At 45.9% G+C, this 13,674-nt stretch carries 8 protein-coding genes; all 8 read left to right on the plus strand.

What is annotated here, in order from left to right; translation table 11 throughout:
* The first annotated feature begins 8 nt into the window (after nt 1-8).
* The 8 genes from EXU57_RS04850 (at nt 9) to EXU57_RS04885 (ending at nt 13,672) form a co-directional block, all read left to right on the plus strand.
* The gene (locus EXU57_RS04850; RefSeq protein WP_165958037.1) at nt 9-5,105 is read left to right on the plus strand and encodes a C25 family cysteine peptidase; all 5,097 of its coding nucleotides are present in this window, start codon (nt 9-11) and stop codon (nt 5,103-5,105) included.
* A gap of 14 nt (nt 5,106-5,119) precedes the next feature.
* Complete coding sequence (locus EXU57_RS04855; RefSeq protein ID WP_133267058.1) at nt 5,120-5,497, plus strand: RDD family protein; 378 nt, start codon at nt 5,120-5,122, stop codon at nt 5,495-5,497.
* A gap of 458 nt (nt 5,498-5,955) precedes the next feature.
* Nucleotides 5,956-7,098: an endonuclease/exonuclease/phosphatase family protein gene (locus tag EXU57_RS04860; protein ID WP_133267059.1), complete on the plus strand. Its 1,143-nt coding sequence runs from the start codon at nt 5,956-5,958 to the stop codon at nt 7,096-7,098.
* A gap of 260 nt (nt 7,099-7,358) precedes the next feature.
* Nucleotides 7,359-8,297 (plus strand): glycosyltransferase family 2 protein, encoded by a 939-nt coding sequence (locus EXU57_RS04865; RefSeq protein WP_133267060.1) that lies wholly within the window; start codon nt 7,359-7,361, stop codon nt 8,295-8,297.
* Entirely contained in the window at nt 8,284-9,159 is an 876-nt protein-coding gene (locus EXU57_RS04870; protein WP_133267061.1) for a formyltransferase family protein, read from the plus strand. The genes EXU57_RS04865 and EXU57_RS04870 overlap by 14 nt, the downstream gene beginning before the upstream one ends.
* Nucleotides 9,160-9,170: 11 nt before the next feature.
* Nucleotides 9,171-10,307 carry a dTDP-4-amino-4,6-dideoxygalactose transaminase gene (gene rffA, locus EXU57_RS04875; protein ID WP_133267062.1) on the plus strand — a complete coding sequence of 379 codons (1,137 nt, stop codon included), beginning with the start codon at nt 9,171-9,173 and terminating at the stop codon, nt 10,305-10,307.
* Entirely contained in the window at nt 10,294-12,276 is a 1,983-nt protein-coding gene (locus EXU57_RS04880; protein WP_133267063.1) for a hypothetical protein, read from the plus strand. Before rffA ends, EXU57_RS04880 begins: the two co-directional genes overlap by 14 nt.
* A gap of 73 nt (nt 12,277-12,349) precedes the next feature.
* Nucleotides 12,350-13,672 carry a hypothetical protein gene (locus tag EXU57_RS04885; RefSeq protein WP_133267064.1) on the plus strand — a complete coding sequence of 441 codons (1,323 nt, stop codon included), beginning with the start codon at nt 12,350-12,352 and terminating at the stop codon, nt 13,670-13,672.
* Nucleotides 13,673-13,674 lie beyond the last annotated feature (2 nt).

Below are 13,674 nucleotides of genomic sequence, written 5' to 3' on the forward strand. Positions count from 1 at the left end.
TTGATCGTATGAAAAAACTATTCGTCCTGTTTTCTCTCTTTATGCTTGCGGGTTTGTCGTTCGGACAAACCTTCAACAACGAGTGGATCGATTATACCAAAACCTACTATAAATTCAGACTGAGTACAACCGGGCTTTACAGGATTTCTGCATCAGCGCTAACATCTGCAGGGTTGGGCGCTCAACCCGCTGAAAATTTTCAACTCTGGAGAAACGGAAGGCAGGTACCCCTTTTTACCAGCGCCGCAAGCGGGCCATTGGGAAGCACGGGCTATATTGAATTTTGGGGCGAACGTAACGACGGCACCCTCGACAGGGCGCTATACCGTGTTCCTGCCGACCAGCTATCCGACCAGCTCAGCCTTCAAACGGACTCTTCCACCTACTTTTTAACGGTTAGTGCCGGAAGTGCCAATCTCCGTTTTTCAAATACCGCCAACAATGTTGCCGGCAATACGCTGGCACCTGAATCCTATTTTATTCATTCGCTCCGGAACAACTACAGCGACCAGATACATCGTGGCCGGGCCCTTGTTGCCGGTGGAGAATACATTTATTCGAGCAGTTATGATGTGGGTGAAATGTTTTCCAGTGTCGACATCAACCCTGCCAACCCGGTAACCACGAATTTCAATAACATCTTTGTCGCTCCTTCCGGTCCTGCTGCAACCTTCAGGGCTGCAGTTGCAGGTAGTGCGCCAAACGGCTTTTCTTCGGTTGACCGTACATACAAAATTGAGTTGAATAATACAATTATCATCGACACCATTGTAAACCAGTTCGAGTCGCGCATAAATCACAACAATGCGGTACCCCTATCGTTGCTGGCATCAAATACGGCATCGTTCCGGATTACCAACAAATTTTCAAACAGTACCGATCGCATCGTTTGCAGCTTTATCGAACTGAACTATCCGCGGCAATTCAACTTCGGGGGTAGTTCGTCGTTTAAGTTTAACCTGCCGGCTTCCGCTACAACAAAATACCTGGAAATAACGAATTTCAACGGCGGTTCAGGAACTCCTGTGCTGTACGATCTTACCAACAATCGCAGGTATGTGGCCGAGGTAAGCGGTACAGGTGTGGTTCGAATTGTATTGCAGCCTTCTTCCACTCCGGTTCAGCTTGCGCTTGTAAGTCAATCATTGAACATCACCACCATCGATAACCTGCAAACCCGAACCTTTGCCAATTACAGTGCTCCCGGCAGCCAGGGCGATTACCTGATTATTTCGCATCCGAGCCTCTATGCAAATTTTCACGGCGCAAACCAGGTTGAAGAATATCGCAACTACCGGTCGTCTGCTGCAGGTGGAAGTTACAATGCCCGGGTTTACGACATTGAACAGTTGGTGGACCAGTTTGCATTTGGCGTTAAAAAACATCCACTCAGCATTAAGAACTTTTTGCGTTATGCAAGGGTTACGTTTTCGCAAGCGCCAAAATATGCTTTGCTGATTGGTCATGGACTTACTTATGCCGACTACCGTTCTTATCAAAATAATCCTCAGGCCGAGAGGTTAAACCTTGTGCCTACGTTTGGTTACCCCGCATCGGATGTCGTGCTTGCGTCGAACACCCTGGAACCCGTTATGGCAACACCAATCGGAAGGATATCAGCCGTAACTCCCCAGGAAATCTTTATTTATCTCGAGAAAGTAAAACAATACGAACAGGCGCAGGCAAATACGGTACAAACGATCGACAACAAAGCCTGGATGAAAACGGTGGTACACGTTGCAGGCGCGAACGACGTAAGCCTGGATGTACGCCTGACCAGCTACCTGCGCAACTACGAAACCATCATTCGTGATACCCTGTTTGGTGGCACCGTAATCAACTTCAACAAGTCGTCCACTGGCCCTGCTACTACCATTGTTAGTTCACTGATGGAGCAAACTTTTCAAAAAGGGATAAGCCTGCTCAACTACTTTGGTCACTCATCTTCATCGTCACTCGATTACAACCTTGATGATCCTTCGGTTTACAACAACACGGGTAAATACCCGATGTTTGTGGTTAATGGTTGTAATGCCGGTAACCTGTATGCTTTCGACACGCTGCGGTTTACCTCGATTAACACCTTATCAGAAAAGTATGTGCTTGCACCACAAAAAGGGGCAATCGGTTTTATTGCCAGCACCCACTTCGGCCTCGAAAACTACCTCGATTTTTACAACCAGGGGCTTTACCGTTCCATAAGCACGACCGGTTATGGCAAGGGTATCGGTATAAACATCAACGAGGCGGTAATCGCAATGCTCGCCACCTACGGAAGTACTGATTTTGGAACCCGCCTGCATGCTGAAGAAACTACCCTTCATGGTGACCCGGCTGTGCGCATCAATAGTTTTGCAAGGCCCGACTATGCCATTGAGGAACCACAGATCAACATTGCTCCAAATATTATCTCTGTAGCAGATAACAACTTTACGCTTAAAACCTACTTCTACAACCTTGGCCGGGCAACAAGAGATTCGGTGACTGTAGAGATTAGGCGGCAATATCCTGATGGTAGCACGGCAACCCTATTGACAAAGAGGGCCTCGATAAAATACATGGATTCGGTTGTAATGGTGGTGCCAATCAACGCGACCCGTGATAAGGGAGATAACAAGATCATCGTTACGGTTGATGGGGACAGCCGATTTGCGGAGCTCAGCGAATCAAACAACAGTGCAACGAAAAGTTTCACGATATACGAAGACGAACTGAGACCTGTATACCCTTATAATTTTGCAATCATTAACAAGCCAACGGTAAAACTCGTAGCCTCTACAGCAAACCCCATCACAAAAAGCCAGACCTATGTATTGGAGATGGACACAACCGAGCTCTTTAACTCGGCTATGAAAGTTTCAAAATCAGTTACTACCACTGGCGGATTGATTGAATTTGATCCGGGGGTTAGTTTTATGGATAGCATCGTCTATTATTGGCGGGTTGCACCAACACCCACTGCAGGAGTTTATCGTTGGAACAATGCGTCTTTTGTTTACCTCGCCGGAAGCAGCGCCGGGTTCAATCAGTCACACTTCTACCAGCACACGAAGTCCGGTGCCAACAGGATATATATCGATAGCTCATCGAGGAAGTGGAAGTTTGGCAATGCGATGAACAACCTGTTTATCACCAATTCTATCTTTCCTACCAGCGGTAATGAGGACAGTCACTTTTCTGTTTCCGTGAATGGCATCACCTATATCGAAAGTGCCTGCGATGGCCCTGTGCTCCAGTTTAATGTTTTCGACCCCGTCACCTTTAAACCCTGGAAAAATATCACGACGAATGGGGTAGGATTGAGTGGAACTACAGCAAGCGATTGTAAGCCATCCCGTAATTACAATTTCGACTTTCTTGTAGGCAACATTAATCAACGGCAGCGGGCCATGCGTTTCATGGACTCCATACCCGACGGCTTTATCGTAGTCGTGAGAAATGTAGTAAGTGCCAATCCTGCGATCAACACCTATGCAAACGACTGGAAAACGGATGCGAATACTTTGGGCGCAAACAACTCGCTTTACCATAAACTATTTAACCAAGGCTTCAACGTGCTCGACTCATTTAACAGCCCCCGCGCGTTTGCCTTCGTGTACAAAAAAAATGACCCGGTTGGTTTTACGCCTTCCGCTAAGATCAGCGATGGTCTTGGTGATCGGATCACCTTATCGGTAAACGTAAATACCATTGATACATTTGGTGTGATTACTTCCCCGGTATTTGGTCCCGCCGTGGCGTGGAAGCAGGTAAAATGGAGAGGTAACAGCGAAGAGACTACGGGCGTTGATCGCCCTTATGTATATGTTGTAGGTATCACTTCCACCGGCCGTGAGGACAGTTTGTATCGGTTAGATCAAACACAACAGGATTTCGACATCTCATCAATCAGCCCTGCTCAGTATCCGTATATCAGGCTCAAACTTGCAAACCTCGACTCTATTAACCTCACCCCTTATCAACTCCGCTATTGGCGCATCCTTTACGACGCTGTTCCTGAAGGTGGACTCGCTCCGAACCTGGTTGCCGCAGGCAAAGACACGCTTGAAGTAGGAGAGGTGCTTCAATTCAACATGCCTTTTAAAAACGTTAGCGATGTAGCTTTCCGAGATAGTATTAAAATAAATATGGTTGTGACAGATGCTGCAAACAAACAAACCGTTATTCCCGTTCAACTGCGAAAAAGGTTGTTGCCGGGCGACACGACAAATATTTCTGCGCTAATTGATACCCGCGCTTTCGCAGGCAACAATACCTTGTTTATTGATGTAAACCCGGAGAATGCTCAACCTGAGCAGTATCACTTCAACAACGTGTTATACAAAAGCTTCTTTGTAAAAGGCGATGCGTATAATCCACTGCTGGATGTAACTTTTGATGGTGTGCACATCCTGAACGGCGACATCGTTTCATCGAAACCAAAGATCCTGGTGAAGCTGAAAGATGAGTCAAAGTTCCTTGCGCTTGACGACACCGCGCTCGCCCAGGTGTTCATTCAGTATCCCGGAACAAATGGAACCCTCAGGCGTTTTGCTTTTGGTACAGATACGCTCAGGTTTATTCCGGCTGATCTTACTTCAGGTAAAAACGAAGCAATGATTGAGTTCACTCCCTACTTCTTTGAAGATAGCGGGAATGACTTTTACGAGCTGATCGTTCGCGCCAAAGACAAAAACGGGAATAGCGCAGGTAACATTGAGTACCGGGTAAGGTTCCAGGTTATCAATAAGCCGATGATTTCAAACATGTTTAACTATCCGAATCCATTCACAACTTCAACTGCCTTTGTATTTACCCTTACCGGCAGTGAAGTGCCGCAAAATATCAGGATACAAATACTTACCGTTACGGGTAAAATTGTAAAAGATATCACAAAGGCAGAACTGGGTAATTTGCACATCGGTCGTAACATTACCGAGTATAAGTGGGATGGTACCGACCAATATGGTCAAAAGCTGGCCAACGGCATCTATCTCTACCGGGTGATTACCAACCAACAAGGCAAGACATTGGAGAAGTACAATACGCTTGATCCAAACGGTGACCGGGTGAATACGGATACATTTTTTAACAACGGGTACGGTAAAATGTACCTGATGCGATAGCATAAAAGAAGACTATGACTGAAGCTGGTTTTGGTGCGAGAGTAATGAATTGCCTGTTAGATACGTTGATCATATTTGCAGTTTCCTACGGTTTAAAGGAGTGGTATAATTTCTATGTTTTTTATTGGGGCTATACCGGCTATCCTTACTATTATTTTTTCTGGGGAACAATGATGGTTTATTATTTCCTTTTCGAACTCATCTTTTTGCGCTCGCCCGCAAAGTGGCTCAGCCTCACTAAAGTGGTTTCACTAAAAGGGAAAAGACCGTCTGTCATTCAAATATTTTTTCGAAGCTTGTTGCGGCTAACCATCATTGATGCTTTTTTTATCCCGTTTTTCGACCGCCCTTTGCACGATGTGCTTACAAAAACACGTGTGGTCACCCGTTAATCGCTGAGTTACTTCAACCTTTCCTCCGTTCGAAACTTGCGAATGGCCTGCCATCAACGGCAGTTGGCCTGACTGCCAGTGATAGAACAGCTATGGAACAAAAAGGCCAGCTGTTAAACTTCCGGTTCTCCGAACAACAGGGCGTCATTACCCATGTTCGTTTTAGTCAGGGGATGTCTTTCGTCGGGGTACTGCATTGTAAGTGTAATTATTGCCCGCTCGTTGCTTTAGCTTTGCACTCCCGCTGCAATGGCTTGCCCGTTGGGCTTGTACGGTATAAAGTTGGAAGCAACTCAAGCAAGCGGCCTAACTGAACGAATCAAACGATTTTCGTCAGGATTTGCTATTCCCCCTGCTTTCTCCTCACTTTATTGCCCTTTGCATTTGCACACTTGATCTCATCAGGATTCTGTACTACTTTGTTGAAGAAACCATTGCTTTAATCCTCAACTCCCGTTATGGCGTTTTACCAAAACATCGATCCGAAAACCCCTGATGGAAAACGAATTATAGAACGGCTGTTAGTGTTGCGAAAGAAACTGGTAAAGGAAATCCCTGAGAAGCACCTTGAAACCAACCTCATTCTTGCGACCTGGAACATCCGGGAGTTTGGCACTTCCAAGTACGGTGGTCGCACCAACGAAGCCTTGTACTATATCGCAGAAATTATTTCCAAGTTTGATGTAATTGCAGTGCAGGAAGTTCGAAAAGACCTCGAAACGCTTAAAAAGCTCATGGGTTTACTGGGTGAGTCCTGGGAATACATGTTTACCGACATCACTGAAGGTAATCTTGGTAATGAGGAGCGGCTGACCTTTATCTTCGATACCAGGAAGGTAAAGTTTGGTGGACTCGCTGGAGAGATGGTGCTTCCACCGATGGAGTCAAAAGACCCGGGTACCGGGCAAACGACCATCGTTCCCAGTAAACAACTTGCACGGACACCATTTATGTGCGGCTTTAATGCGGGCTGGACAAACTTTATACTTACTACGGTTCACATACTGTATGGAGTTGACGCCGCCGAAGATCCTGAGCGCCTCAAAGAAATCTCGGCACTTGCAAATGCCATGGCAGCTCGTGCGGACGGTAAATATGAGTGGTCGAATAACATTGTGCTGCTAGGAGATTTCAACATCTACAGTCGTACTGATAGTACCCTCAAAGCCATTACGGATGCAAAATTCGTCATTCCCAAAGAGCTACAGTCCTTACCTGGATCAAACGTCCTTAAAAATAAGTTTTACGACCAGATTGCCTTTAAGGTGCGGCCAAACTCATTTGAGACCACAGGCAAGGCAGGTGTATTCGACTTTTTTGAATGCGTGTATAAAGACGAAGACGAATTGATCTATGCGGAAGAGATGGGCAAAAGCTATCAAACAAATGACAAGGGTGAAGAAAGAAAGGACAAATCAAATTACTACCGGATTTTCTGGCGCACTTTTAAAATGTCCGACCACTTACCAATGTGGGTTGAGATTGAAATTGATCATACCGATAAATTCCTAAGCTCACAACTTGTTCCACCACAACAGGACGCTGAAGACACAACTGCGCCATCGCGGCGCGCACCAGCAGCCAAAAAAAAGGCTAAGTAAACGTGGGGCTCCCGGTGATCACATGTATGCAGTCCAGCTGATCAATCATAAGCCCTCGGAATATTTATGATCCAATATCGTTTACTTAAGGTGAGTGGCAGAAATTGGTGAATAAAGCGATGCGGTACAAGGGAGTGACACAACAATGGCAAATAGAATTGCCACAGCTGGTCACCAAAGATTTCTCTTAAGTAAATGACATTGAACTATGATCCTTAAAAAAGTTGACCCATTTATTTCGGTATTACTAACTTACCGGCATGATCGAAATCTCAGTAGTTTCGCCTGTCTACCGGTCAGCCACGCTCGTGAAACCCTTTGTGAGCAAGGTCGTAATGGCGCTTCAACAACTTAATATCGATTATGAGATTATATTGGTTGATGATGGTAGCCCTGATGACTCATGGAATGCAGTTCTTGGAGAATGTGAACAGAATTCCAGAGTCAGAGGCATTTCATTGAGTCGGAACTTCGGTCAGCATTATGCGATATCTGCCGGTCTTGATGTTGCTTCCGGAAAATGGATCGTGGTTATGGATAGCGATTTGCAGGACATGCCGGAAGAAATATTGCCCTTGTACCAAAGAGCGCTGGAAGGCTACGATATTGTTCTTTGCAGGCGAAAGCAGCGGACAGATGGATGGATCAAAAGGTTTTTCTCAGCATTGTTCTATCGTTTTCTCAGCTTTATCACGGGAAAAAAAATTGATGCCTCTATTGCAAATTTTGGCATTTACAGCCATAAAGTTATAAATGTGATTGTGCAGATGCGGGAGTCGATCCGTTACTTTCCGATGATGGTGCTTTGGGTCGGCTTTAAAAGCAGCTCCATTGAGGTACTGCATGGCGAACGAGGACAGGGCAAATCCAACTACAACTTTCGACGGCTTCTTCGACTCGGGCTCGATGTTGTATTGAGCTATTCAGATAAGCCGCTTGAGATAGTGGCTGCAACGGGTTGTTTAATTTCGCTTGCAACTGCAATCGCAGGTGTGGTGCAGTTGTACCGCTACTTCAATCACGCAATTACCGTTCAGGGCTACACGAGCTTGCTCCTATCTATCTGGTTTCTTTGCGGGCTGATCATCGCCACCCTGGGGATCGTGGGCCTATACGTTGGTAAAACTTTCCAGGGAATAAAAAACCGACCGCTTTACATTGCCCGAAAAACAATCAACCTACCTGATGATAAAAGTTGATTTTGCCGTTTGCGGGTTCACGGCCTTTGCCGTTTTCCGTCACCATGTTGCGACATTTGGTGCTGGTACCGTCGGGCTCGTAAGGGTGTGCGCCAACGATGAACTTGCCGATGATCCGGCCAGCGAGATTCTCGAGTGGTGCACAATCCAAGGCATTGCTACAGCCGGTAGCGAAAACGCCGGAGGAACGGAATATTTCTGCTTTTATATCGGGTGGCCTGTTAAGCCGCCTGCGGGCAGCCGTAACATCGTACTCCATGAGGGCCTGTTGCCACGTTACCGCGGGTATGCTCCACTGGTAAATAGCCTGATTAGTGGTGAACGTGAAATAGGGGTAACAGCCCTGCTTGCAGCTGGTACCAACGACGACGGTCCTATACTGCAACAGGAGAAGATAACAATTGATTACCCGTTAACCCTCGACGAAGCAATCAGGAAAATAATCCCGCTTTGCATCACCATTGTTACCTCTATTTACACCAAGCTTTCCGATCGAAAGGCGCTCATAACATCAGAACAGGACCATTACCTGGCTACCTATTGCCTTCACTTACATGAGTCGGATTACCGGATTAATTGGTACAAACCTTCAGAATTCATAAAGCGAACCATTGATGCATTGGGATACCCTTATGCTGGTGTAACAGCAAATGTAGATGAGCGGCAGGTTTCGATAAGAGCAGCTAGAATTATCGGTGACGTAGTAATTGAAAACCGGGTACCGGGCAAAGTTATTTTCTTGCAGGATGATTGCCCTGTAGTTGTGTGTTCAAGTGGCCTGCTTGCGATAACGGCTGCAACGTTTAGCCAATCCGGTGAGTCGCTGATCCCAGTTAAAAACCTTCGGCTTTTCTTTCATTAACCGTCTTCAGCATGTATCGAATTCCGTTCAATAAACCTTTCATTTCGGGAAATGAATTAAACTACATAAAAGATGCGGTGGATACAGGCAAAATTTCAGGTGATGGCAAATATACCCGTCTATGCCAGCAATTTTTTGAAGCGCGTTACGGCTACCGAAAAACCCTGCTGACCTCGAGTTGCACCGATGCCTTGGAGATGGCGGCGTTGTTGTGTAACATTCAGCCGGGAGATGAAGTAATTGCACCATCGTACACTTTTGTCTCTACCGTCAACCCCTTCATCCTGCGTGGAGCCATTATCCGGTTTGCTGACTCCCGGGGTGATCATCCTGGTATTGATGAGCTCGCTGTTGAAAAGCTCATCAACCCGAAAACAAAAGCTATTGTTGTTACGCATTATGCAGGTATTGCCTGCAACATGCAACAGTTGCAAAGCGTGGCTCAACAGCATCAACTTTGGCTGATTGAGGATGCTGCCCACGCCATAGACGCTTATTTCGAAGACCGGCCTCTTGGCGGTATCGGGCATATGGCTGCGTTTTCATTTCACGAAACGAAAAATATCATATCAGGTGAAGGTGGGATGTTGGTCTTAAACGACCCTCAACTGGTAGAAAGGGCTGAAATCATCCGTGAGAAAGGAACCGATCGATCTAAATTCTTTCGCGGAGAAACAGATAAATACCGTTGGGTTGATGTCGGCTCCTCGTTTCTTCCTTCCGACATCACTGCCGCTTTTTTATTTGCACAGTTGGAGAATATCGATATGATACAAGAACGGCGTAAATACCTTTGGAATCAGTATCGGGAAGGCTTTGCTTTACTTGCGCACGAGCGCAAAGTTCGCCTTCCATACTTACCTCCATATGCAAGCAACAATGCTCATATTTTTTACTTAATCAGCAATTCCCCGGCAGAACGGGACAACTTGATTCAGCGCCTGGCAGAAGTAGGCATTCTGGCAGTCTTCCATTATCTGCCATTGCATAACAGTCCCTACTTCGTAAAAAGGAATAATGGTGCTGAGCTCCCAATGTCCGTTTACTTTTCAGACCACCTGCTAAGGCTGCCACTCTTTTATTCGCTGAGCGACGACGAACAACAGCTTATTATAAACCACGTTTACCAATTTTATGGCTGCAATTGACTTCACGCAGTTGCTGACCGCGTTTGGGGTGTCTTACCTGTTGGTGTTATTCTTCATAGCTGTTGGCGAATGCCTGACTCGGTTCTTTTCGCACCGGGCTCAAAGGGGGGATTCGGTTTATGCACAGATGTTTTACCGCTTTTTCACCGGACTTGTTTTTGTTGTATCATGTTATTCAATCGTAGTTGCCTCCGGCAGATCGATAAACCTGGTACTGGTGCCTTTGCTGTTTTTGTTTCTACATTTTCACGGAGGGCCGGCGCAATCAGGGAATCCTTCAACGAGCAAAGGTCCCCAGTATGGTTCAGCACTTCCCGAGCTTGGGCTGATTGTATTTGTGTCGGTACTGGTGCTGTTTATTGCACCAGAGTCGGAGTATAAGCAAGCGGACAGCTTCTTCTACCTGAAAATCGCTGAAAGTTTGAACCAGAGCGGACAGGAAAACCTGAGCCACTACTTCAACCGGTATAGTTCGTTTTTTCATGGAACAGAGCCGTATCATTACTTCGACCTTTGGCTTACCGCAATTATTACCAGGATCACAGGCTCCTTTCATCCCGCCGTTTTTGCGGCCAGATATATCGGCGCGGCGGTACTGTTATCAGGAACGATGCTTGCCCTTTATAGCCTTTGTGCCGTACTCTTTCACAGAGGGAATAGGTTATTACCGAAACTGTTTTGTTGGTCCTTATTATTCTTCATGCCGAACTTTCTTGGTCTTTCATCCTGGCTATACCAAGTGTTTATCAGCGACTTCGAAGGAAGTTTTTTGGAACGGCCGAACTTCCGGGTGATCTACCTGGTGTTTATCCCGGTGTTTATCGAAGTTTATCGCTACAAACAACTGACCATTCCCGCATTCTGCCTTCTGCTGATGGTGTCCGTATTTTCGTTTACGTGCGCGGTGGTCATCATTCCAGCCCTTGTTGTTTACAGTGTCTATCTGTTTATCAACAAAAACCGGCATGGTCGGCATATCTTCTGGGGAAGCATCCTGTTTTCAGTTTGTTATGCTGGGTTTTACCTGTTATTCCCGGTTCGGGGGCTGGCCTCTATATACGACCCCGGTAATAGTGGCTTGTTGCACCGAACGCTTCAGGGATGGAAGTTTATCATCTACGCGATTACGATGTCAGGATTATACCTGATGGTCATCTACCTGCTTTTTATTGGCCCATTGTTTCTGATTAATAAAAATGTGCTTAGGGAGGTAATAAATAGACTCAAACCTGGTTCTTTTGCTTTGTTGCTCATTATTGCCAGCGGTATTGTTATTGCCAGGCTGTTGTACCAGAAGGATAATGCTTACCAGTTCCTGTTCATTTCAGACATCGTCGTTCTGCTACTGATTTGGATAAGCATCCTGTTATTTGCCTCCAATTACAACAATAAATTGCTACTGCCGGCCGCTATCGTTTTCTTTGGTACCTGGGCAGTCAGGGCCCTGGCGGAGCCACAAATGTTTTTTGTTGATACGTTCCGGCAGAACGGCAACCTCGTTTATGAAGGACGCAAGTACGCGGCACCTTATCTCGACGCGGTACAAAGGTACTTTAGAACAAATCGTGATGTTGTCGGCGGTTACATTGCGGACAGTACTTTTTACCGATCCATTCACTACTCCCGAAGAAATCCAAATGTTTATTTTCTGCCGCTTACTTACATTGTATCTGCGACGGTAAATAAGAACTTTGAGTTTTGCCTTTCCAGCCCTGAAGATATTCTTTCAGGCATCACTTATCCGCTTGAAGCAGAGTACTTGAATACAGCTGTAAACAGGTCGTACTACCTGAATTACAAAAACACACATAAAGGATTAAGTAAAGATCAGCTGCTGTATAATTTCATCAGGGAACACGATCTTGCATACCTGATCGTTACAGGAAACGTCCAAGCAGGACCTGCCGTACTATCCCTTTTCAGGAACCAGGTCAGCGATCCGGTGACTGGTGAAAAGTTCTTGTATTAAAATTATGGGGTTTAATGTTGTTTAGGAGACCAGAGCCAGGCTGCTTTGGATTTGAGTATTGTAATACCAATTCATGAAAGTTGTAGCGACCATCCTGTTTGTTTTTTTTATACTGATCAACATTGTATTGTTCTGGCCTGCTAACTTGTTTTTTCTTAACGACGATTTTGTTCACATCCCGCTAACAGAGAAAGGCATCTTTTTTCAAACGAATTCTATTAGGCCGGTACATGAATTATTGGTTCGTTTCGACCTTTTGTGCTGGGGCAGGTGGGCGCCAGGCTATCACATCACGGCACTGGTTTTACACTTTGTGGTCACCTGCCAGGTTTACCAATTAGCAAAAACCTTATCAGCCAGGCAAGGCAATTCCAATGCTGATACTGCACGTAAAACAGCCTTGCTTTCGGTTTTGATTTTTCTGTCGTATGCCGGTTATTCAGAGTCCCTTGCGTGGATCATTGGACGGGGGCCTATACTCTCAGCCATCTTTTTACTGTATTCATTACAGTTGTCTTTTCAGGCCGGGGAAAGCCGTGCATTAATAAACCAGCTTGTAGGATGCTTGTGTTTTGCCTGTGCTCTCTTTAGTTATGAGCAGGCTTTGCTGGTACCCCCGGTATTGTGGTTGCTTTGTAAGAAAGAGAAAACCGTCGATTCTAGTTCTCAGGTAAAATATGCTCAGGCCCTGTGTGTAGTTTCGGCTATATACCTGGTAGCCAGGCAGGTTCAAACTTCGGAGATCATGGGTAACTATGAGGCCGGAAATTTTCGGAACTTTAATTTAGGCATACTCGTCGCAAACGCAGGAAGATTTCTCAGCCGGCTTTTTATTAATCCTGCCAGCCGTACAGCTTATGTTATAGCCTTGTTTGTGCTATTGGTAATGTTAAGCACAATACTGATGGCGACAGCAAAAAGATTGAAACCGGTTCAGCGAAAAATGGTTTTCTGCGGGTGGATGATCGTGGCATTGCTTGCCCCTATGTTGTCTCTTGGGATATCGACGAATTCTTTTGAGTCGGGGAGGTTTCTTTACTTACCCTCCATTTATCTATCCATTTCAATCAGTTCTGCTGCTGTTTACCTTTCGGGTTCGCCAGGACTGAGCCGGATGATAACAGGTGCGGTGGTGTTCGGCATTGTTGCTTATTGGCTGACAGGCAAGTGGGAGGCCGCTTCGGCATACCAGGCAGCATCCAGGTATGCCCTTACCAGCCACTTAGCAGTAGCTGATCATTTTAAGGGCCAGGCATCAGTTTATGTTGTTGATACGCTATACCAGAATTACGGGGGGATACCCGTATTTAGATCAGGGTACAAGGAAGGAATTAGCTGGTTACACCCGCAGATTGATACTTCAAAGATAACAATACTTCACCTGGTGAATAAATAGGG

It is taken from the genome of Segetibacter sp. 3557_3 (genome assembly GCF_004354985.1).
Taxonomy (GTDB): Bacteria; Bacteroidota; Bacteroidia; order Chitinophagales; family Chitinophagaceae; genus Segetibacter.